The sequence below is a fragment of the Alicyclobacillus fructus genome (genome assembly GCF_017329605.1).
GTDB classification, from domain to species: Bacteria; Bacillota; Bacilli; order Alicyclobacillales; family Alicyclobacillaceae; genus Alicyclobacillus; species Alicyclobacillus fructus.
Map to the genome: position 1 here is coordinate 92,681 of NZ_JAFMTY010000007.1, position 20,837 is coordinate 113,517.

20 protein-coding genes and 1 tRNA gene are annotated in these 20,837 nt (G+C 63.7%); 13 read left to right on the forward strand and 8 right to left on the reverse strand.

Annotated elements, in window-relative coordinates:
• The first annotated feature begins 20 nt into the window (after positions 1-20).
• On the forward strand, positions 21-1,082 hold the full coding sequence (locus J3481_RS05290) for a phosphodiester glycosidase family protein (RefSeq protein WP_206830227.1): 1,062 nt from the start codon (positions 21-23) through the stop codon (positions 1,080-1,082).
• Positions 1,075-1,971 carry a TolB-like translocation protein gene (locus J3481_RS05295; RefSeq protein ID WP_206830228.1) on the forward strand — a complete coding sequence of 299 codons (897 nt, stop codon included), beginning with the start codon at positions 1,075-1,077 and terminating at the stop codon, positions 1,969-1,971. Before J3481_RS05290 ends, J3481_RS05295 begins: the two co-directional genes overlap by 8 nt.
• Positions 1,972-1,986: 15 nt before the next feature.
• Here the strand turns inward: J3481_RS05295 and J3481_RS05300 are convergent, their stop codons facing one another.
• From J3481_RS05300 to J3481_RS05315, 4 genes are all read right to left on the reverse strand, one after another.
• Positions 1,987-2,895 carry an aldo/keto reductase gene (locus tag J3481_RS05300; RefSeq protein ID WP_206830229.1) on the reverse strand — a complete coding sequence of 303 codons (909 nt, stop codon included), beginning with the start codon at positions 2,893-2,895 and terminating at the stop codon, positions 1,987-1,989.
• A gap of 32 nt (positions 2,896-2,927) precedes the next feature.
• The gene (locus J3481_RS05305; RefSeq protein ID WP_206830230.1) at positions 2,928-4,079 is read right to left on the reverse strand and encodes an iron-containing alcohol dehydrogenase family protein; all 1,152 of its coding nucleotides are present in this window, start codon (positions 4,077-4,079) and stop codon (positions 2,928-2,930) included.
• A gap of 16 nt (positions 4,080-4,095) precedes the next feature.
• Complete coding sequence (locus J3481_RS05310) at positions 4,096-4,863, reverse strand: glucose 1-dehydrogenase (protein ID WP_206830231.1); 768 nt, start codon at positions 4,861-4,863, stop codon at positions 4,096-4,098.
• A 171-nt stretch (positions 4,864-5,034) separates the two neighbouring features.
• Positions 5,035-5,496 (reverse strand): DUF420 domain-containing protein, encoded by a 462-nt coding sequence (locus J3481_RS05315; RefSeq protein WP_206830232.1) that lies wholly within the window; start codon positions 5,494-5,496, stop codon positions 5,035-5,037.
• 201 nt (positions 5,497-5,697) lie between these two features.
• On the opposite strand from J3481_RS05315, the gene J3481_RS05320 reads away from it, so the two are divergent.
• Genes J3481_RS05320 through J3481_RS05335 form a run of 4 tightly spaced genes read left to right on the forward strand, consistent with a single transcriptional unit; the run spans position 5,698 to position 8,679 of the window.
• Positions 5,698-6,156, forward strand: a complete 459-nt coding sequence (locus J3481_RS05320) for a GtrA family protein (protein ID WP_206830233.1) — start codon at positions 5,698-5,700, stop codon at positions 6,154-6,156.
• Positions 6,092-6,799 (forward strand): response regulator transcription factor, encoded by a 708-nt coding sequence (locus tag J3481_RS05325; RefSeq protein ID WP_206830234.1) that lies wholly within the window; start codon positions 6,092-6,094, stop codon positions 6,797-6,799. Before J3481_RS05320 ends, J3481_RS05325 begins: the two co-directional genes overlap by 65 nt.
• On the forward strand, positions 6,796-8,352 hold the full coding sequence (locus tag J3481_RS05330; protein ID WP_206830235.1) for a sensor histidine kinase: 1,557 nt from the start codon (positions 6,796-6,798) through the stop codon (positions 8,350-8,352). The genes J3481_RS05325 and J3481_RS05330 overlap by 4 nt, the downstream gene beginning before the upstream one ends.
• 12 nt (positions 8,353-8,364) lie before the next feature.
• Positions 8,365-8,679 carry an iron-sulfur cluster assembly accessory protein gene (locus J3481_RS05335; protein WP_206830236.1) on the forward strand — a complete coding sequence of 105 codons (315 nt, stop codon included), beginning with the start codon at positions 8,365-8,367 and terminating at the stop codon, positions 8,677-8,679.
• A gap of 32 nt (positions 8,680-8,711) precedes the next feature.
• On the opposite strand, the gene J3481_RS05340 is transcribed toward J3481_RS05335, so the two are convergent.
• Positions 8,712-9,476 carry an SDR family oxidoreductase gene (locus J3481_RS05340; RefSeq protein WP_206830237.1) on the reverse strand — a complete coding sequence of 255 codons (765 nt, stop codon included), beginning with the start codon at positions 9,474-9,476 and terminating at the stop codon, positions 8,712-8,714.
• Between the two features lie 138 nt (positions 9,477-9,614).
• Positions 9,615-9,690 (reverse strand) — tRNA-Pro (locus J3481_RS05345).
• 165 nt (positions 9,691-9,855) lie between these two features.
• Here J3481_RS05345 and J3481_RS05350 point away from each other — a divergent pair.
• The gene (locus J3481_RS05350) at positions 9,856-10,410 is read left to right on the forward strand and encodes a GNAT family N-acetyltransferase (protein WP_206830238.1); all 555 of its coding nucleotides are present in this window, start codon (positions 9,856-9,858) and stop codon (positions 10,408-10,410) included.
• Positions 10,411-10,431: 21 nt separating this feature from the next.
• On the opposite strand, the gene J3481_RS05355 is transcribed toward J3481_RS05350, so the two are convergent.
• Positions 10,432-10,935 (reverse strand): GNAT family N-acetyltransferase, encoded by a 504-nt coding sequence (locus J3481_RS05355; RefSeq protein ID WP_206830239.1) that lies wholly within the window; start codon positions 10,933-10,935, stop codon positions 10,432-10,434.
• A 110-nt stretch (positions 10,936-11,045) separates the two neighbouring features.
• Between J3481_RS05355 and pcrA the strand changes: the two genes are divergently transcribed.
• The 3 genes from pcrA to J3481_RS05370 all read left to right on the forward strand — a co-directional run bounded on the left by pcrA (position 11,046) and on the right by J3481_RS05370 (position 17,208).
• Positions 11,046-13,316 (forward strand): DNA helicase PcrA, encoded by a 2,271-nt coding sequence (gene pcrA, locus J3481_RS05360; protein ID WP_206830240.1) that lies wholly within the window; start codon positions 11,046-11,048, stop codon positions 13,314-13,316.
• A 43-nt stretch (positions 13,317-13,359) separates the two neighbouring features.
• Positions 13,360-15,414 (forward strand): NAD-dependent DNA ligase LigA, encoded by a 2,055-nt coding sequence (ligA, locus tag J3481_RS05365; protein WP_206830241.1) that lies wholly within the window; start codon positions 13,360-13,362, stop codon positions 15,412-15,414.
• A gap of 396 nt (positions 15,415-15,810) precedes the next feature.
• Positions 15,811-17,208, forward strand: coding sequence for a gluzincin family metallopeptidase (locus tag J3481_RS05370; RefSeq protein WP_236011229.1), 1,398 nt, complete (start codon positions 15,811-15,813; stop codon positions 17,206-17,208).
• A gap of 80 nt (positions 17,209-17,288) precedes the next feature.
• Here J3481_RS05370 and J3481_RS05375 read toward each other — a convergent pair whose 3' ends face one another.
• On the reverse strand, positions 17,289-17,435 hold the full coding sequence (locus tag J3481_RS05375; RefSeq protein ID WP_206830379.1) for a hypothetical protein: 147 nt from the start codon (positions 17,433-17,435) through the stop codon (positions 17,289-17,291).
• A 205-nt stretch (positions 17,436-17,640) separates the two neighbouring features.
• Here J3481_RS05375 and gatC point away from each other — a divergent pair, with 205 nt between their 5' ends.
• Genes gatC through gatB form a run of 3 tightly spaced genes read left to right on the forward strand, consistent with a single transcriptional unit; the run spans position 17,641 to position 20,824 of the window.
• Positions 17,641-17,943: an Asp-tRNA(Asn)/Glu-tRNA(Gln) amidotransferase subunit GatC gene (gene gatC, locus J3481_RS05380; RefSeq protein WP_206830242.1), complete on the forward strand. Its 303-nt coding sequence runs from the start codon at positions 17,641-17,643 to the stop codon at positions 17,941-17,943.
• Positions 17,940-19,394, forward strand: coding sequence for an Asp-tRNA(Asn)/Glu-tRNA(Gln) amidotransferase subunit GatA (gatA, locus tag J3481_RS05385; RefSeq protein ID WP_206830243.1), 1,455 nt, complete (start codon positions 17,940-17,942; stop codon positions 19,392-19,394). Before gatC ends, gatA begins: the two co-directional genes overlap by 4 nt.
• Complete coding sequence (gatB, locus tag J3481_RS05390; protein ID WP_206830244.1) at positions 19,391-20,824, forward strand: Asp-tRNA(Asn)/Glu-tRNA(Gln) amidotransferase subunit GatB; 1,434 nt, start codon at positions 19,391-19,393, stop codon at positions 20,822-20,824. The genes gatA and gatB overlap by 4 nt, the downstream gene beginning before the upstream one ends.
• Positions 20,825-20,837 lie beyond the last annotated feature (13 nt).

Consider the following 20,837-nt stretch of genomic DNA (forward strand, 5'->3'; position numbering starts at 1 on the left):
GAAACGGGTGAATTCACAGAATGGACGAGCGTCGACCATCCCGCACGCGTCGGGAGCCAAAGCAGGAAAAGGCGGCGGTTCCGCGGAAGCCGCGCCGGGCCCTGCGCGCGCTCCTGTACGTGGCGTTTACGCTGGTGTTTGGTTACGTGTCCACAGTGTTGTGGATTTTTGAGGGTCCCTTTCCCAATCTGAAGAAGTACATCATCGAGAGCGTGGATCAGACGCGGCACGCGTACCTGTTGCGCCCGCTGTCCCTCTTTCTGGTTTCGGAGGCGACCATCAAGAAGTACGCGCTGCCGGACAACCTGAGCGGGCCAACCATCCCGATTCAGGACATTCAGCGGCGCGATTTCAGCCACATCAACGATCCGACCGTGCAGATGATCACGCTCCGCGAACCGACGTTCAACGCGTACATCCTTCTGGTGAAAGATCCGAAGCGGATCCGTGTGGTGGCGACGAAGTACTTGCACGTGCGCGGCGAGACGGTGATGCAGATGGTGCAGGACGCGGGCGCCATCGCGGGCATCAACGCGGGCGGCTTCGTCGACACCAACTGGCAGGGCACGGGCGCGTACCCGCAGGGAATCACCATCACCGACGGGAAGCTCGTGTCGATGACGGGATCGCCCAGTCAGCCGCAACCGGTCATTGCCTTCACCAAAGAGGGGCAGATGATCGCGGGCACCTATTCGCTCAATCAGCTGCGTTCGCTCGACGTGTGGCAATGCGTCGGGTTTGGGCCCGTGCTCGTCGAAAACGGGAAGCCGACCGTGTCGGCCGAGAACTACGCGGCCAATCCCCGCACGGCCATCGGACAGACGAAAGACGGCACGGTCATTCTGCTGGTGACGGACGGGCGGTACGCCACCGGTCCGAACGACGTCGGCGCGAGTTTTGCGGACGTCGCGCGGATCATGCTGCAGTTCCACGCGGATATCGCCGCCAATCTCGACGGCGGATCGTCCTCCACGTTTGTCTACAAAGGGCGCATGTGGAATCGGCCGGTGGACATCCTTGGGGCTCGCGCCGTGGCCACGTCCATCGTGGTGATGCCGGAAGGCGGTGGAAAGCGTGGCTAAACGGGTGTGGCCAAAGCTCGTGGGCATTGCCGCCGTGATCACGGCGCTGCAGCTGCCGCTGTTCTACCATTACAACCGCCTGCTCGGCGCGAGCGCCAACGCCGTGGACAACATCACCGTGTCGCCTTCCGAGGAGCGGGCCGAGCAGAAGGAAATCGCCGCGCTCAAGAAGCAGTACCGGTTTGTCACCGTGTCGGCGGACGGCCAGTACGTGGCGTACCTGGACGCGAAGAACGTGCTGCATGTGATGCAGCTCTCCAACCAACAGGAGGTCTGCGCGGCCAATAATCCGTACACCGTTCAGTACGTCGAGTGGATCCAGGACGAGCGGTTGTTCGTCGGGGAACAGGTTCAGCCGGGCGATCTCGAACTGAAAACCGTCGACGTGCCGAGCGGGGTGCAGACCATCGTCACGCGCTTCGAGGGTCTGGCGCCTGACGCGTCGTTCACGAAGATCACGTTCAGCACGTACACGAACGACATCTACATTCTCATCAACAGCGGGATGACGAGCGCGCTCTACCACATCGGCACCATGAGCAACGTGTCGCTTGTGCCGACGGGCGGGCGGTACATCAAAAACATCGCCATCACGCAGACCGGCAGCAAGCTGTACTTCGAAGACTATGCGGACGGGAGCTTCAACGTCCTGTCGCTGGACGATCAGGGGACCATTCGCCTCGTGAAGCGCGACGCGGCGCTCGTCGCGGTCGTCGGCAACACGCTCTACTACGGCGAGATCAACGACCAAGGGCTCGTGACGGCCGTGTACCGGTACGACGCCTCGACCGGCAACTCCACGCTCGTCAAGACCCTGGCGGCGCCGACGCTGGCGGCGAATATCGAAATCACCGACAGCGGCGGCGTCGAGGTGAACGCGCCCGCCTGATTTGACCGCGGGAACTCAGGCGGGGCGGTGTTCGGTGTACACCTTCGCCGGGTACGCCTCGCGCAGTCGCTCGAGCTGTGCGGTGGAGAGCGGCGCAAGCTTGCCCGCCTGCGCGTTTTCGCGCAGCTGTTCCATCCGCGACGCGCCGGGAATGGCGCAGCAGACGGCGCTTGGCGCCAGGGAGAACTGAATGGCCGCCTGGGCCGGGGTCCGATCCGGCGCGACCTCCTTGAGCAACTGGGGCGCTCGGGCGAGATCGGCCGCGCCATAGCCGAGATACGCGTCATCCGGTGTCGGCACCTTGCTGCCCGTCAACCAGCCGTTCGCCACCGGTCCACGCGAGATCACGCCCACGCCTTTCGCCTCGATCTCCGGGAACCATTCCTCCGGCCGCCGATCCAGCAGGCTGTACCGCATCATGACGGTGGCGATGTTGGAGCCGTTCAGGTAACGGCGGATGACGTTCGGTCGGATGGACGAGATGCCGTAGGCGCGGATGACGCCCTTCTCGACGAACCGCTCCATCAAATCCACCAGGTCATCGAACGGATCGTCCATCGTGCCGCCGTGCAGCTGGTACAAGTCGATATAGTCCGTTCGCAGGCGGCGGAGGCTGGCTTCTATCGCCCGCTCGATATAGGCGGGCGACGGGTCCCAGGTCCACCCGGGCTTGCCGGGCTCGAACCGGTTGCCGACTTTCGTCGCGATCACGACGCGCTGGCGCACGGGCGCGAGCGCCTCTCCGACGATCTCCTCATTCAGCCCTTGCCCATACAAATCTGCGGTGTCGAACAAGGTGATGCCGAAATCGACGGCCTCGCGGATGATCCGAATGGCCTCCGATCGATCCGTCGGTAAGGTCATGCAGCCAAGGCCCACTTCGCTGATGGCGATCCCGCTTCGACCAAGCCTGGATGTGCGCATGTTTCCTCCTCCTTCCGCGGCAAATGCCTGCCTCATTCGGCAAACGCCATGTCGAGCACCGTCCGATAATCGCTCACCGCCATGGGCCGCGGGTTGCTCGGCGTCGACGTGTTCTCGTGCGCGAGCTCGGCCAACCGGTCGAAGTCGGCGCTGTTCACCCCGGGCAGATGGCGCAACTTCGGTATACCGATCTCGTCGAGCCACGCCTGAATCCCCGCGAGGAGCGCCTGAGCGGCCCGCTCCGCGACGTCCTCTTCGCGCGCCAGGCCCATGGCGCGAGCGACCCACGCGTACGCCTCCATGGCGTAGGGAAGATTGTAGCGCAGCACAGGCAGCAGCATCACCGCGTTGGCCAGCCCGTGAGGCGTGCCGTAGAGACTGCCCAGGGCTTCCGCCAAGCAATGCACGGAGGCCACGTCGGTCGATCCGAACGCGAAGCCCGCGAGCAGGCTGCCGAGCAACATGTCGCGCCGTGAGGCCGGATCGCCCAACTTCACGGCCTTCGGCAAGGCGCGGTAGATGAGGCCCAGGGCCTCGCGCGCATAGGCGCGGGCGATGGGATGCGCGCCTTTGCACGTCGCTCCCTCGATGGCGTGCACCAGCGCGTCGACGCCGGTGTGGGCCGTGACATCCGGCGGAAGGCTCGCGGTGAGGGCCGGATCGCACACCGCAAGGGGCGGGCGCAGGCACTCGTGCTTCAACGTGATCTTTCGATGCGTCCCGCGTTCCGTGATGACGGCCGATCTCGTCACTTCCGATCCGGTGCCCGCGGTGGTGGGGACGGCGCAGACCGGCGCGGGCTCCCCGTACGGCCGCTTGTTGTGTGCGTAGTCGCTCGGCGTGCCGCCCTGGCGCGCGAGGAGCGCGACAGCCTTGCCCGCGTCCAAACTGCTTCCGCCTCCGACGGCCACGACGCCGTCCGCGCGGTGTGCCAGGAACGCGTCCCGGCCCGCGAGACAGACCTCCTCGTCTGGATTCGGGCGCACCTCGGCGAAGACGCGGGGCACGAAGCCCGCGCGCGCCAAGATTTCCGCGATCCGATCCGCCACACCCGCCTGCACGAGCCCCGGATCGGTGACGACGAGCAGCCGCCGCCCAAATCCTCGCGCCACGAGGGCTTCGGGGAGGCGATCGACGGCGCCGTCGCCGAATTCGATATGCGTGTTCATGGCGTAGGAGAACATCAGGCTCTTCCCTTCGTCATTCCGCGTAGATCATCTTGATGGTCATACCGCCGTCCACCACGAAGTTTTGACCGGTGATGAAGGAGGCGCCGTCGGAGGCGAGGAATCGGCAGACTTCCGCGATGTCCTCGGGCCTGCCGACGCGCCCCGCCGGGTGCTGGGCGTGATCGATGGGGCGCAGGTCGGGCACCGTGCGCAGGGACGATTTTTTCCACTCGGACACTTCAATCCATCCGGGCGAGATGGCGTTGACGCGCACCTCCGGTCCGAGGCTCACGGCGAGGGCGTGCGTGAGCGCGAGCACGCCTCCCTTGGATGCGGAGTAAGGCTCGGTGTTCGGCTCCGACATGAGCGCGCGGGTCGAAGCGATGTTCACGATGCTTCCGCGCGCCTTGCGCAGAAGCGGGGCGGCGTGCTTGGCCATGAGAAACGGCCCGCGCAGGTTCACCGCCAGGATCCGGTCCCATGCGGCGACGGGCAGTTCCTCCACTGGAATGCCTGGAAAGCCTAGGCCCGCGTTGTTGACGACGAGATCGATCCGCGAAAATGCCTCCTCCACCTGGCGGATGAGCGACTGGACGGACGCCTCGTCCGCGACATCCGTCGGAATGAACCGCGCCTCCACGCGGCCTTCACCCGCGCCCATCTCCGATTCCGCCTCGCGGCCGGCCTCTTCATCCACTTCGGCGATCACGACCTGCCAGCCGTCCTCCCAGAACGATTTCGCGATGGCGCGGCCGATGCCCTGGCCGCCGCCCGTCACAATGGCCACTCGCGTGTCCACGACGTTCACCTTCTTTGCGAACTGGGTCTCTCTTTCACCATAGCGCAGAAGCGGGCGCGTTCCAAGACATGGCGGGGTGGGTGCGGAGGTTCGCGAAACGAAAACATCCTCCTGACCCAACGGTCAGGAGGATGGGACGAGCGCACGCGACGGTGCGGGCACGTTCATCCGCTATTTGCCAAGGTAGGAGTACAGCAGGCCGGCCGCCTGACCTGGGGTGTACACGATGTACAGCAGGATGAACACCACGAGGCCGGTCGCTGCGGTCACAAACCACGTCACGAGCGTCCAAGGGGCGATTTTGCGGTGACGCGAAAACCTCGCGCGCGACGCGTACACCAGCGTGATGATCCCGAGGATGGCCGCCACGGTGGCGAGCACGGAGTGAACCTGCAGAAACCCGTAGTAGAACGGGCGCACGGATTTGGGCCCGCCGAACTCGTTGTCGCCAAGAAGCACCGTCTTCAGCGCGTAGATGATGAAAAACAGCGCCGCAAACAGGACCCCTCTCAACATCCATCGCCGATGCACCCGGACGCGGTGGTGCCGGATGTGGATCCAGCCGACGATGAAACAAGCCACGCTGATCAAGATGCACGCTTCGTTGATATACGAAAAGACAATCGCCAACACGCGCCTCACCTCTCGATTCTGCGCGTATTGTAGCACGCCCGGCGCGGACGCGCATGGACGAAGGGGCCCCACGTCCGAGCGCGTTTCGCACATGTCAGACTTCGTTCGGAATCCGCGGCCGTTTCAGGAAGCCTTCAGATTTCGCTCAGCCGCCATTCAGGCCTGGGGTGTAGGCTTGGGTCGACACCCTGAGGAGCGTGAGTGGCCGTGCGTTTCGAGCGATCTTTCGGCCTGAGCCGCCAGATTCTCGTGTTTGCGTTGGTCGGCGTCTTGAACACCGCCGTCGACGCGGCTGTCTTTTTCGCGCTCGCGGCGCTGTGCCACGTCGCAGCAGCCGTCGCCCAGGTGATATCCTATGGCTGTGGAATGCTGAATAGTTTCGCCTGGAATCGCGGCGTGACCTTTCGGGCGGGGGCGTTCCGCTGGCCCGAGCTCGCGCGCTTTGCGGTGGTGAACGGCGTCTCGATGGCCCTGTCCGCTGTGGGCGTCGAACTGCTTTCTCGCAGCGGGTGGCCGCTCCTTGCGGCCAAGGCCATGGTCACGATGGGGACTTGGATCCTCAATTTTGTTGGATCGAAATGGTGGGTTTGGCGTCATGCCTGCGGACAATCGAACGCTTCTCTACGATCCGTCGAAGGTTCGGGTGCTCGTCGTCGATGACGAGCCAAGCATCGTCAAGTTTCTCGAATTCGGCCTGCGCCGCGAAGGATACGAGGTGCAGACGGCCGAAGACGGGGTGTCGGCCATCGCCAAGGCGCGGGAGTCGATGCCCCATGTCTGCATTCTGGACGTGATGATGCCTGGCCCCGACGGCTTTGAGGTGTGCCGGATGCTGAAAAGCATGGGCAACGTCGCCGTCATCCTGCTCACGGCGCGCGACGCCATCGACGATCGCGTCAAAGGCCTTCTCGGCGGCGCCGACGACTACGTCGTGAAGCCGTTCAGCTTCGAAGAGCTGCTCGCGCGAATTCACGCGCGGGTGCGCAACCAGTTTCCCAATCTCCTCAAGCAGCAGGAGATCGGTCCGTTTGTCGTCGACGATGCGCGCAAGGAAATCCGGTATCGCGGCGAAGTGCTGAAGCTGTCCTCGACCGAATACGAACTCCTGCGATATCTGTTGCAGAACCACGGCCTGGTGCTCAGCAAGGCTCAGATTCTCGATCACGTCTGGGGCTACGATTTCAACGGTCAGGACAACATCGTGGAGGTCTACATCAGCGCGCTTCGCGAGAAGCTCGGCGACAGGGATCGGACGCTCATTCGGACGCTGCGCGGCCAAGGCTATCGGGTGGACCTGCCATGAGGCCGGGAACGCGCATCATGGGCGCGGTTTCAGCGGCTGCGCGCCGAGGGATGGGCGCCATCGGCGCCATCCTCGAGCGGTTTCGCTCGGCGACGCTCGCCCTTCACCTGTCGCTCGTCACCTACGCGGTGATGATTGCGGCCATCGCGCTCGTCGGGGCGCTGCAGGCGCTGTTTCTCCGCCAGTTCTTGTTTGCGGAGACGGCGCGATCGCTTCATCAGGAACTGATGAATGTGCCCGTGCAGGCGTGGCTGTGGCTGGCCAACGCGCCCGGCTCCGCGGCCGCGGACGGCCCGCCGTTTCGGCTCGGGCCGCTGCCGTTTCTCGACGCGCGCGGCAGCCTCGCCTACGTCGATCCGACGGGCCAGATCCACGCCATCTATGCCCCGCACGGGCTTCCCGTGCTGTCGCGCGCGGCCTACGAAGCGATGTTGAATTTTGGCGTGCCGGCATCCGCGTATCAGTTGGCCTCGACGAGTCACGGGCGTGATCTCGTCGTCACGGCCGTGATCGGCCCGCCGGACCGGCCGCTGGGACTGGCCCAGGCGAGCGTGCCGACGAGCGTGATCGACGCGATGGTGGCGCGGCAGATGCTGCTCTACGCCGTGGTGGCGTTCGCGGTGCTGGTGGCCGCACTTGCCGCCTACCGGGCGCTCATCCGGCGCGCCCTTGTGCCGCTGCGCCGCGTGGTGGAGCACGCGCAGCGCATCGACGCCGGCAACCTGGACGAGCGGTTCGACGTGGGTCCCAACATGCAGGCGGAGGTGCGCTCTTTGGCGGCCTCGTTCAACGGCATGCTGGATCGCCTGGCGCACGCGTTTCGCGCCGAGCGGGACGCCAAGGAGCGCATGCGGCAGTTTGTGGCGGACGCGTCGCACGAGTTGCGCACGCCGCTCACCGCCCTGAGCGGCTACCTCGAGGTGCTGCAAAAGGGCGGCGAGTTCTCCGAGGAAGAGTGGCGGGAGGCCTTGCAGCAGATGCACGGCGAGGCCAGGCGCCTCGCGGGCCTGGTCGAGCAGATGCTCAGGCTGGCGCGCGCGGAGGATGTCCGCGCCTCGTGGGCGGACGGCCGCCGCGAACGGGTGCGGCTCGGCTCGCTCGTGACGTCGCTCGACGCGCTGTGGCGGGGGCTCTGCGGGGCGCGACAGCTTGTGTACGACATCGAAGGCGATCCGGCCGTCTTCGCCGATCCGGACGCCATCAAGCAGGTGTTGTTCAACCTGGTGCAGAACGCCGCGCAGCACACGCCGGAAGCTGGCGGGCGGATCGCCATCTCGGTGCGAAGCGACGGACGCGAGGTCAGGCTCGCGGTGGCCGACAACGGCGCCGGGATTCCCAAGGCGCATCAGTCCCGCGTGTTTGAGCGATTCTACCGAGTGGACGAGGCGCGATCGCGCGCGAAAGGCGGCGCCGGGCTCGGGCTCGCCATCTGCAGGGCGATTGTGGAGGGGCACGGCGGCAACATCGAATGCGAGAGCGAGCCTGGCGCAGGCGCCGTGTTCACGGTCACGCTGCCCGCGGCGAGGCCGGGCGGCGATCGCGACGCCGAATAGGAGGGGATACGGGTGGAAGTGAAGGTGACGGACGCGGCGAAGTCGCGGCTTGTGGCGATGGGCGTCCCGGAAGGCAGCCGCCTTCGCCTCACGGCCGATATCGAAGCGCACGTGAGCTGCGCCTGCCAGTACGACATCCACATGATTGCGGACGGCGCGCCGCCGCTCGCGGTGTCGCTGAACTACGACGTGCGGATGGACGACGCGGCGAAGAACCTGCTGACAGACGAGGAGGAGCCGCTTGTCCTCGATTACATTCCCCTGAGCGGCCTGGTGCTGCGATCGCCCAACGAGACGCTCGCGCACAACATCCAGGTGAAGATGTGAAGAGCGGGGCGCCGAAAGCGCCCCCTCGTGTGTCAATAGGCCGTCCAGCCTGCGTCCGCGACGATCACGGCGCCGTTCACGAAGCTCGCCTCGTCCGACGCGAGGAACAAGGCCACTTGGGCGATTTCTTCCGGCTTGCCCGTCCGCGGATTGAGGCTCATCCCAGCCATGGCCGCCTGCACGCCGATGGATGCCGGATCGACATTCGGGCTCGAGCCCATGATGTTCGTCTCCACGCCGCCCGGGGCAATGGCGTTGCAGCGGATGCCAAAGCGCGCATACTGGTAAGCGACGTTCTTGGTCAGGCCCACGATGGCGTGCTTGGAGGCCGTGTACGCCGCGCCCGCGCGCGAGCCGAACAGCCCGCCCACCGAAGCGATGTTCACGATGGCGCCGCGTCCCTTATCCATCATGAGAGGAAGCGCCTTACGGATGGCGCGCATCGGACCCGTGACGTTGACGGCGAACACGCGCTCCCACAATTCGTCCGTGACCTCGTGCGCCGCCTTCATGCCGTCCATGATCCCCGCGTTGTTGACCAGGATGTCCAAGCCGCCGAACACGTCGACGGCGCGCTGAATCATGTGGTCGACATCATCTGCCGATGCCACGTTGGCGACGCATGTCTCGACAGAACCACCCGCGCTTCGAATCTCGTTTGCCACCGCTTCCAGTCCTTCGGCCGCGATATCGGCGGCGAGCACGCGCGCGCCCTCCTGCGCAAAGCGGATGGCCATGGCGCGGCCCATCCCTGACGCGGCACCGGTGATCACTGCGACGCGATCTTGGAGACGCAAGGGCAAGACCTCCTTAGGGGAGTTTTTTTATCAAGTAAAGCATTCGACCCCGCGTTTCGAAATCCTGCCGCTCCCTGTCCCCGAAGGGGACTCGCGCGATACGAAAAACGCCGCGCACAAGCCGTGCGCGGCGTTTGATGGTCGGAATGACAGGACTCGAACCTGCGACCTCACGGTCCCGAACCGTGCGCTCTACCACCTGAGCTACATTCCGTCATCGATTTGAAGTCCTTCAAAGCGGACAGCAATGAATATAGCAGACGTCACACCCCTCGTCAAGCTCAATTCCTGGAATGTGCTTCTGGGTGGGATTCAGCAGGAACCTTTCCTCGGATGCAGAATGATCTGTGGATACGTCGGAGTACCGAGGAGGCACGGCATGTTTTCTGCACCCATCGATAGCGATCTCCGCCTGCGGCTGTTGGAACCCAGGGATGCAGACGTGGTGTTCCGACTCCTGGACAGCTCGCGCGCCTATCTGCGCGAGTGGTTGCCGTTTCTGGACGCCACTCGGAGTTCGGCAGACACGCGAGCGTTTATTGAGTCGGGGCTTCAGCGCTATGCGGCGCAGAACGGCGCCGAGATTGGCCTGTGGTACCGAGGCGAGTTGGCCGGGGTATTGGGCCTTCACTTTATCGATTGGGCGAATCGGTCGACGAGCTTGGGTTATTGGCTCGGCGAGCCATACCAGGGAAAGGGGATCATGACCCGATCTTGCAAGGCCGTGATCGACATCCTGTTTCGCGAATACGGTCTGAATCGCGTGGAGATCCGCGCCGCGACAGGAAACCACAAGAGCAGGGCCGTCGCGGAACGGCTTGGCTTCCAGTATGAAGGTTGCAAACGACAAGCCGAGTGGTTGTACGACCACTACGTCGATCACGCCGTGTACAGCCTCTTGGCGCAGGAGTGGAAAACCACGCAAGCCACGTGACATCATTACAAGGCCGCACGCCTACCACGCTTTCCGCATCTCGATCTCGTCGTGCAACGGGATGCCATCGAGTCCCAGGTGGGGAATCGACGGTTTTCGCTTTCGCGCCTCGTCGATGGCGCCCACGCGCACGGCGTGAAATCGATAGCCGCGCCGCTGGTAAAATCGCATCGCCTTCAAATTGTCGTTCGAAGTGATGAGCGTCACGCGCGACACGTTGGCCTGTTTCGCCGCATCTTCGACCTCCTGCAGCAGTCGCGTCCCAATGCCAATACCTTCCGCCAGGCTGTTGAGACTCAACAGCTCGCATTCATCGCCGAGGATCACGAACGTGGCAGCTCCCGCGTAGGCACCGCCTTGCGCCGCGATCACGGCCTCGACGTCTTCAAGTCGATAGACTCTGCCGCGCGAAACCATCGTTTCTCCGCCCCATTCGCGCTTCCAGAGATCGAGGAGCCACTGTCGATCCTCCTCGCTCCGCGGCCGGAAGACTCGCACAGGCGAAATGGCGTCCGGGTGGTTCATGGTTCGCCGTCACTTCCTTTGCGTTTTTTTGATACGAACACGTGATCGCGTTCGTTGGACAGACCTGCTATACTGAACAATAACACAAGGGTGCGTGCGAAGGGTGATGGATGGTGGCCACGGCGGGAACGAGCGACATCCTGAAGGGGCTCAACGAACGACAGCGGGAGGCGGTCATGGCGACCGACGGGCCGGTGCTCGTCATCGCCGGTGCGGGTAGCGGCAAAACGAGCGTGCTCACGCGGAGAATTGCGTACCTTATCGCCGAGCGCCGCGTGCCGCCGTGGGCGATTCTCGCCATCACGTTCACCAACAAGGCGGCGCGGGAGATGGAAGAGCGAATCGAGCGCCTGGTCGGGCCTGGCGCCTCCGACATCTGGACGTCGACCTTCCACGCGATGTGCGCGCGCATCCTGCGGCGCGACATTCATCACCTGGGATACACATCGGCTTTCACCGTGCTCGACGCCGCGGATCAGGTGTCCCTCGTCCGCCGGCTGATGCAGGAGATGAACATCGACGTGCGCAAGTTCGAGCCGCGGGCGGTGCTCTCCGCCATCAGTCAGCACAAGAACGAGCTGCGGTCGGCGGCGAAGGCGCTCGATCTCGCCGGATCGCCGTACGACAAGATGGTGGGCGACGTGTACCTGGCGTACGAGAACCGGTTGCGCGAAAACCAGGCGCTCGATTTCGACGACCTTCTCGTGAAGACGGTCGAATTGTTCCGCAAGGTGCCGGACGTCCTCGCGTATTACCAGCACCGGTTCAGCCATATTCATGTGGATGAGTATCAGGACACCAACCATGCTCAGTACGTCCTGGTCAAACTCCTCGCAGAGCGGCGGCGCAATCTGTGCGTCGTCGGCGATTCGGATCAGTCCATCTACGGCTGGCGGGGCGCAGACATCCGCAACATCCTTGAGTTTCAGCGGGATTACCCGGATGCGCGCGTCATCCGGCTCGAGCAAAATTACCGATCCACTGGCCGCATTCTCCGCATCGCGAACCAGGTGATTCAGCACAACCAGATGCGCCTCGAGAAGAACCTTTGGACGGATCGCGGTGAAGGCGAAAAGGCGAAGCTGTTCGTGGCGCCGGACGAGCGGGTGGAGGCCGAGTGGGTTGCGGACGAGATCGCCCGCATGGTGGCCGATGGACGGCGGTACAGGGATATCGCCATCTTGTACCGCACCAATGCCCAGTCGCGCGTGCTGGAGGAGGCCTTTCTGCAGCGCGGAATTCCGTATCGCATCTACGGAGGACTCCGGTTCTACGAGCGGCGCGAGGTGAAGGACGTGATGGCGTACCTCCGCCTCATCGCCAATCCGAACGACGATGTGTCGTTCCTTCGGGTGGTCAACGTGCCGAAGCGGGGGATTGGCGACACGACGCTCGAGAAGCTGGCCGATTACGCTCGACAGCATCATGTCTCGCTGTTTGAGGCGGCTCTCCACTCGGCGGAGGCGGGGATTTCAAAGAAGGCGGCGACTGCGCTCCAGTCGTTCGTGGAACTGATTCAGACCTTGCAGCTGCAGCGCGCGTTTTTGCCGCTGACGGACCTCACGGACGAGGTTCTGGAGCGCTCCGGTTACCGAGAGGCGCTGCGCGCCGAGCGGACCCTGGAAGCGGAAGCCCGTCTGGAAAACCTCGACGAGTTTCTTTCGCTCACGCGCGAGTTTGACGAAAACGGGGCGGAAGAAGGAGACATGGGCGCGCTTGAGCAGTTCCTCACGCAGGTGGCGCTCGTGTCCGACGCGGATCTCCCCGGCGGGCAACCGGGGCGGCGCGAGGATCTGGACGAGGTGTCCATGATGACGCTTCACGCCGCGAAGGGGCTTGAGTTTCCCGTGGTGTTTCTCGTCGGCCTGGAGGAGGGCGTGTTTCCGCACCGGCGCGCGCTGAACGGCGGCGAGGAACTCGAGGAGGAACGCAGGCTGTGCTACGTCGGAATCACGCGCGCGATGGAGCGGCTGTATCTCACCACCTGCCGATCCCGCATGTTGTTCGGTGAACGCCGCTCGTTCACGCCGTCGCGCTTCCTGTCGGAGATGCCGGCGACGGACCTGGAGCGCTTCGGCGAGGAGGAGTCGGCGTTTGGGCGCGGCGTTCGCCGCGACTCGCCCGCGGGCCTGCGCGTTCCCACCCATGCCGCGGCCGACGCGGCTGCACCGAGGCTCAGCGTGCCGCGATCGTTCGGCGCGGATCTCTCTGTGCCCTACGAACCGGGCGATCTCGTCGAGCACCGCAAGTGGGGGCGCGGGGTGATTGTGGCCAAGTCGGGAGAGGGCGAGTCGCTCGAACTTGTCGTGCGCTTTGAGGATCCCATCGGTGAGAAGCGGCTGTTTGCCAAGTTTGCCCCGATTCAAAAGGTGGATCCCTAAACGGATGTCCTAACAGACCATGCAGTTCGTGCTTAGGAGTGTGATGCGTGCCGTGGATGGCAAGTCGGCCCTTTCCTTGGAAGAGGCGCGAGCGCGCGCCAAGGTGCTCCGGGAACAGATTGAATACCACAACCGCAAGTACTACCTGGAGGACGATCCCGAGATCTCCGACGCGGAATGGGACGCATTAATGCGCGATCTCATCGAGTTGGAGCGGAAGTACCCGGAGCTCGTCGATCCGGCCTCGCCGACGCAGCGGGTGGGCGCCCCGGCGCTTGAGGGGTTTGCCAAGGTCGTGCACGAGGTTCCCATGCTGTCGCTCGCCAACGCGTATTCGACGGAAGATCTGCTCGATTGGGATCGGCGGGTGCGCCAGGCGGTCGGCGACGACGTGCGCTACGTGTGCGAGTTGAAGATCGACGGCTTGGCGGTGGCGCTCCGCTACGAGGAGGGTCGGCTCGTGCTCGGCGCGACGCGCGGTGACGGATCGGTGGGAGAGGACATCACGACCAACATCCGCACCATCCGCAACGTGCCGCTCGAGCTTTCTGAACCCGTGTCCATCGAGGTGCGGGGAGAGGCGTACATGCCGAAGCGCGAGTTCATGCGGCTGAACGAGCTTCGCGAGCAGCAGGGCGAGCCGCTGTTCGCCAATCCGCGCAATGCGGCGGCCGGATCGCTCCGCCAGCTCGATCCGGCCGTGGCGGCGAGCCGGAGGCTCGGCGTGATCGTGTACCAACTCGTGCGCGCGGACGAGCGCGGCTTTGCGACGCACAGCGAGGCGCTCGACTACGTGGCGCGCCTCGGCCTGCCGGCGCACCGTGAGCGGCACGTGTGCGGGAACATCGAGGACGTGATCGCCTATATCGAGGCGTGGGCCGATAAGCGGCACGATCTCCCCTACGCCACGGACGGCATGGTGGTGAAAGTCGACTCGCTGGCGCTTCAGGCGCGCCTCGGAGCCACCGCGAAGAGCCCGCGCTGGGCCATTGCGTACAAATATGCGGCGGAGCAGGCGGAGACGACGCTCCGCGCCATCGAGCTCAACGTCGGCCGCACCGGCGTGGTCACGCCGACGGCCGTGTTCGATCCCGTTCAGCTGGCGGGGACCACGGTTTCGCGCGCGTCGCTGCACAACGAGGATTTGGTGCGCGAGAAGGACATTCGCGTGGGCGACGTGATCGTGGTGCAGAAAGCGGGCGACATCATTCCCGAGGTCATTCGATCGCTGCCGGAGCGGCGCACGGAGCCTTTGCCGGAATTTCGCATGCCGGAGACGTGCCCGCAGTGCGGATCGCGGCTCGTGCGACTCGACGGCGAGGTGGCGTGGCGCTGCATCAATCCCGACTGCCCGGCGCTTCTGCGCGAGGGACTCATCCACTTCTGTTCGCGCGACGCGATGAACATCGAGGGGCTCGGTGAACAGTGGATCACGGTGCTCTTGGAACGGGGATTGGTGCGCACGCATGCGGATCTCTATCGTCTCCGCAAGGCCGATCTCGTCCAGCTCGAACGGATGGGCGACAAGCTCGCGGATAAGCTGCTGCACAACATCCAGGAGAGCAAGCGGAACTCGCTCGAGCGCCTGCTTTTTGGCCTCGGCATTCGCCACGTCGGCGAAAAAGCCGCAAAAACCCTGGCGGAGCACTTCGGCAGCATCGACGCGCTCATGACCGCGACGGAGGACGAGCTGATGGCCATCCCCGACATTGGCCCGAAGGTCGCACAGAGCATCCGCCAATACTTTGACACGCCTCGCGTGCGTCAGCTGATCCAGGAACTGAAGGATCTCGGCGTGAACACCACCTATCTCGGGCCGCAGAAGGTGTCGGACGGCCCTCTGGCGGGAAAGACGGTGGTCCTGACCGGCGTGCTTCAGGCGGCGGATCGCAAGCAGGCAACCGAGTGGATCGAGCGGATGGGGGGCAAGGTCGCCTCGAGCGTGAGCACGAAGACCGACGTGCTCATCGCGGGCGACAAGGCGGGATCGAAGCTGGCGAAAGCGCAGGAGATCTTGCAAACGCATCCGGATGCCAAGCTCGAGATCTGGGATGAAGCCGCGTTCTTGCGCCTCGTCGACGAAGCGGGACTGCGCTGAGCACAAAAAAGGGGCTGGCCCGTGCCAGCCCAAGCTTGAGGATGGGTTGCGGTGTTCGTCCCCGGGCGCGTGCACGCGTGCATGGTGCCTTCCCGCGATGATCCCCGGCACCTTGAGCATGCCTCGAAACGAGTCATAACGCAAATCGATGTTTTATATACAATCGATAAACAAAATCTTATTTTGCATGACATCTTCCTGTAACCAAACCGCGGTACACTTAAGTTGAGCGGTGAAACGCGCGAGGTGCGTAGCGCCTTCAATTCTTCGATGTCTTCGACATTTGCATATTGACGTTTGCGAGGTGCGTTGCCACAATAATCGCAGCGAACGCGGATTTGGAGGTCAATCGCTTACATAGGTTGTGACTCGTGACGCTGACAGGGTGATTGGAACATGCGGAGTCGCTGGATAGGCGGGGTATTGGCCGCGGGCCTTCTTGGACTCGGGGCCATCAGCGCAGCTTGTAAGAACGCGGATTGCAGTTCGGATTCTCATCGGCAGGCGGCATCGTTGGCGGATGGCGGCAAACAGGCGCAGCAGGCGTCCCGGCCAACATCTCCCGATGCGAAGGGCGTTCACTTCTCTCTTCCCTTTTTCTTCGGACCTCCGGTTCAAATCGTGACCTTTGGCTCAGGCATCCCATCTTCCGAGGTCACGCATATCCAAAACCTTCTCAATCGCGTGAACTCGATTCAGCGCATTCGCGATTTTCTTGGCGTGCGCATGAATCACACCGCGACCATCGTGCTCGTGAAAAACGCGGCGGATTACCAGGCGGAACTTCGCCAGCTCGGGGTCAAACCGAGCGATGCATCGAGTCTCTCCGAGGATTCGAACGGTTTCACGCTGGGCAGCACGGTGGTCATTCCCCTGTTTCAGAATCCTACGGATGTCGATCTCGCCAACGTACTGACGCATGAATTGACCCACGTCGACATCAATCAGCACATCTCGAACATCCCGAGCTGGATGAACGAGGGCATGGCCGTGTACATGGGGATGAACGGTCAGAAGGCCATCGAAAATCCCGTGGATTTTGCGAGCGATGAGAAGCAGGACGCCGAGGACATCTTGCAGGTCGTGCAGTCCAATCAATTGGTTCCCTTGACGGCCAGCGAGGCCGCCATCCTGTCTGGACAGGAGACCTACGACTATGAACTGCAGGACTGGCTCGCCGTGTGTTACCTCATCGCGCACCACGGCAAGTCGTCGATTCAAACGCTGGTTCGGCACCTTGAGTCGGAAGACCCGAACCAGGCGTTCTACGACACGTACGGCGAAACCGTTTCGGCGTTCAACGCGCAGTTCACCAAGGCGCTGAAACAGTCCGCCAGTGTGGCAAACGCCGGGGTGTCGTTCGACATCAGCATCTCGCCGACGTATCACGGGGAGATTTTCGTGCAACCGGCGAACCAGCCCGTCGGACATGAATTCAAAGCCATACCCGGCAAGCATCACGTCACCGTGACGGCGTCCGGCCAGGTTCAGGCGGATCTTCCGTCCATCGGAACGAAGAAGAGCAAAATCCCGCCCACGCCCGGTACGATGTACGTGTCGCTGATCCCGCAAAGATTTGGGAATGTGGATGGACAGAAGCTGTTGGATGCGGAGATGGAGATCCAGATTCAGAACGGCCTTTATACCTTCGAAAACGCGTGGGAGGAGCTTGAAAGCAACCCCATGTATGATCCGTCCTATCTCCCGGAGGTCCTCGGCGTGAGCATCACAGCCATCCACGACGATGCGCCGAACGATCCCATTCTCACCATGCTGAACGCCGAAAACGACTGAGACCCAACCGACAGCAACGAGAGGCCACCTCGCGAAGTTCGCGCCGAGGTGGCCTCTCGGTGTCACGCGCGAGGCGCGGTTCAGCTGCGGGATCGCAGAAATTCCTGCACCGTGAGCTTCTGCTCTGCACGCGCGTGGAAGAATGCGATCCGGTTCGAGTAGCGGCCGGCGATGAAGGACGCCGGGATGACGACGGCGAGGGTCACGAGCAGGTCATGCATGGACAAGGTCATAGGCCCCTCCCTGAAATGTGGTCCTCCATTCGCTCTATGTCTATGAAATCCGGATGACGGACATGACTGAACGGGGAATGCACGCTGTCGCCAGGAGAAAATCGGCATGGGCTCCTGGCCTGTGCTATAATCCCGAGAGGAACTTCGTCTGACAAGCCTCATCGCCACCCGATGGCTTCACAGAGAAGGAGGATGTTCGTTGAAGATCACCGATGAAACGGTGAGCCACGTCGCCAAGCTGGCACGGCTGTGGCTGGATCCTCAGGAACTCGCGCAACTCGTTCCCCAGTTGAACGACATTCTCGAGTACGCCGCACAACTGCAGCGTGTTTCCCTGGACGGCGTCGAGCCGACCAGTCATCCGTTCCACGAGGTCAACGTGGTCCGCCCCGACGTTGTGCGCGAGAGCCTGGCGCGCGAAGAGGCGCTCAGGAACGCGCCGGACCAAGATCAGGGCATGGTGCGCGTGCCCGCAGTGCTGGAAGGAGGGGGCGGCGCATGAGTCTGCCGACGGTCAAGCAAATCCTGCAATCCCTCGCCGCGGGGGAGACCCGTGCGCGCGACTGGGTCGAGATGTCCCTTCGCGCGATCCGCGAAATCGATGGCCGCTTGAAGGCGTTCCTGTGGGTGGACGAGGAACAGGCGCTTGCGGCAGCGGATCGGATCGATCGCGCCAAGATGTATCAGAACGCGCCGCTCCGCGGCGTGCCGTATGCGGCCAAGGACAACATCGTCACTCGGGGTGTGCGCACCACGGCCGCGTCGCGCATTCTGGAGAATTACATACCCCCTTATAACGCGACCGTGATCGACAAGCTGAACCAGGCGGCGGCCGTGATGGTCGGCAAGACCAACATGGACGAGTTCGCCATGGGTTCGTCCACGGAGACGTCGGCGTTTCAAAAGACCGCAAATCCGTACGGCGAGGATCGCGTGCCGGGCGGATCGAGCGGGGGCTCGGCCGCGGCGGTGGCGGCGGGGCTCGTGCCCTTTGCGCTGGGATCGGATACCGGCGGCTCCATTCGCCAGCCGGCGGCGTTCACCGGCTGTTTCGGGCTGAAGCCGACCTACGGGCGCGTGTCCCGATATGGGCTCATCGCGTTTGCCTCGTCGCTCGATCAAATCGGCCCGTTCACCCGGACGGCGGAGGATGCGGCGCTCGTGCTGAACGCCATCTGTGGGCATGACCCCATGGATTCGACGTCCAGCCGGCAGCCGGTGCCGGATTTTGCGGACGGGATCGAGCGCGGCGTCAAGGGCCTGCGTGTGGGCATCGTCCGCCATCTGCCGGAAGAGGGACTGGAGCCGGGCGTGAAGGAGGCCGTGGAGCGGGCCATTCGCCAGCTGGAGGCCGCGGGCGCCGAGATCGTGGAGATCGATCTGCCGCACATGGAGTATGCGGTGGCGACGTATTACTTGATCGCGCCTGCGGAGGCGTCGTCCAACCTGGCTCGCTACGACGGCGTGCGCTACGGCCGCCGCGCGGAGGCGTCAAGCCTCATCGAGATGTACGAGAAGTCGCGCAGCGAGGGGTTCGGCATGGAGGTGAAGCGGCGGATCATCATCGGCACGTACGCGCTGTCCTCCGGCTACTACGACGCGTATTACAAGCGTGCGCAGCAGATGCGGACGCTCATCCGCCAGGACTACGAGGAGGCGTTCAAGGCGTGTGACGTGATCGCCATGCCGACGGCGCCGACGACGGCCTTCAAACTCGGCGAGAAGCTGGACAACCCGCTGCAGATGTATTTGAACGACATCTACACCATCCCGGCCAATCTCGCAGGCCTGCCGGGCGCGAGCGTGCCGTGCGGGTTTGTGGACGGGCTGCCGGTGGGGTTGCAAATCATCGGCAGGCCGTTTGACGAGGCGACCGTGTTGCGCGTGGCGCACACGTACGAACAGGTGCGCGACTTCGCGTGGCCGAAACCGGTGCTGGGGGTGGCAGAATGAACTACGAGACGATCATCGGCCTCGAGGTGCACGTCGAGCTGAAGACGGACACCAAGATCTTCTGCGGCTGCCGAAATGACAGCAAGTCGGAGCCCAACACCAACGTCTGTCCCATCTGCCTCGGCCACCCCGGGACGCTGCCGGTCCTGAACGAGCGGGCGCTGGAGCTGGCGGTGAAGGCGGCGCTCGCCTTGAACTGCAAGATCAACCAGAGGTCGAAGTTCGATCGGAAAAACTACTTTTACCCAGATCTCCCGAAGGGGTATCAGATCTCGCAGTACGACAAGCCCATCGGTGAGCACGGGTACATCGAGATCGAGGTGAACGGCGAGACCAAGCGAATTGGCATCACGCGCCTGCACCTCGAGGAGGATGCGGGCAAGTCGATGCACGCCGCGGACGGATCGCACACGCTCGTCGACTACAACCGGACCGGCGTGCCGCTCATCGAAATCGTGTCGGAGCCGGACATCCGCTCGCCGGAGGAGGCACGGCTCTACCTCGAGGCGCTCAAGAGCATCATGGAGTACTGCGACGTGTCCGATTGCAAGATGGAGGAAGGATCGCTGCGCTGCGACGCCAACATTTCGCTGCGGCCGGTCGGCGCGAGCGAGTTCGGCAACAAGGTCGAGCTGAAGAACATGAACTCGTTCCGGTTCGTGCAGCGCGCGCTGGAGTACGAGGTCGAGCGCCAGCGCGAGAGGTACGAAAACGGCGAGCCGGTGATCCAGGAGACGCGCCGGTTCGACGAGGCGACCCAGACCACGGTCTCCATGCGCACGAAGGAAGAGGCGCACGACTACCGCTACTTCCCCGAGCCGGATTTGGTCGATCTCGACATCGACGACGCGTGGCTCGAGCGCATCCGCGCGTCGCTCCCCGAGTTGCCTTCGGCCAAGCGCCGCCGCTACATGGAGGAGCTCGGGCTGCCGTCGTACGACGCGGGCGTGCTCACGTCGGATCCGAAGATGGCGGCGTACTATGAGGCCGTGATCGCGGCGGGGGCAGACGCGAAGCAGGCCTCGAACTGGGTGATGAGCGACGTGTCCGGCGCATTGAACGCGCAGGGCAAGTCGTTTGCGGAATGCCCCTTGAAGCCCGAACACCTCGCGGGGCTCATCGGCGAGATGGCAAGTGGAAAGATCTCGTCGAAGCAGGCGCGTGAAGTGTTCAAGTTGATGTGGGAGACGGGCAAGAGCGCGGCCGAGATCATCAAGGAGAAAGGCTTTGAGCAGATCAGCGATCCCGCCCAGCTTCAGCCGATCATCGACGAGGTCGTGGCGAACAATTCGAAGTCGGTGGCGGACTTCAAAGGCGGCAAGGAGCGCGCGCTCGCGGCGCTCGTCGGCCAGGTGATGAAGGCGACGCGCGGCAAGGCCAATCCCACCCTGGTGAACGAGATGTTGATCGAGAAGATCAACAGCCTTTGATGGAGGGATGACT

Bases quoted from the DNA above. Each gene is read 5' to 3' on its own strand.
- J3481_RS05350 (WP_206830238.1), top strand. From the start codon at position 9,856: ATGTTTTCTGCACCCATCGATAGCGATCTCCGCCTGCGGCTGTTGGAA.
- J3481_RS05325 (WP_206830234.1), top strand. From the start codon at position 6,092: ATGCCTGCGGACAATCGAACGCTTCTCTACGATCCGTCGAAGGTTCGG.
- J3481_RS05290 (WP_206830227.1), top strand. From the start codon at position 21: ATGGACGAGCGTCGACCATCCCGCACGCGTCGGGAGCCAAAGCAGGAA.
- gatA (WP_206830243.1), top strand. From the start codon at position 17,940: ATGAGTCTGCCGACGGTCAAGCAAATCCTGCAATCCCTCGCCGCGGGG.
- gatB (WP_206830244.1), top strand. From the start codon at position 19,391: ATGAACTACGAGACGATCATCGGCCTCGAGGTGCACGTCGAGCTGAAG.
- J3481_RS05300 (WP_206830229.1), bottom strand. From the start codon at position 2,895: ATGCGCACATCCAGGCTTGGTCGAAGCGGGATCGCCATCAGCGAAGTG.
- ligA (WP_206830241.1), top strand. From the start codon at position 13,360: ATGCGTGCCGTGGATGGCAAGTCGGCCCTTTCCTTGGAAGAGGCGCGA.
- J3481_RS05305 (WP_206830230.1), bottom strand. From the start codon at position 4,079: ATGTTCTCCTACGCCATGAACACGCATATCGAATTCGGCGACGGCGCC.
- J3481_RS05355 (WP_206830239.1), bottom strand. From the start codon at position 10,935: ATGAACCACCCGGACGCCATTTCGCCTGTGCGAGTCTTCCGGCCGCGG.
- pcrA (WP_206830240.1), top strand. From the start codon at position 11,046: ATGGTGGCCACGGCGGGAACGAGCGACATCCTGAAGGGGCTCAACGAA.
- J3481_RS05330 (WP_206830235.1), top strand. From the start codon at position 6,796: ATGAGGCCGGGAACGCGCATCATGGGCGCGGTTTCAGCGGCTGCGCGC.
- J3481_RS05370 (WP_236011229.1), top strand. From the start codon at position 15,811: ATGCGGAGTCGCTGGATAGGCGGGGTATTGGCCGCGGGCCTTCTTGGA.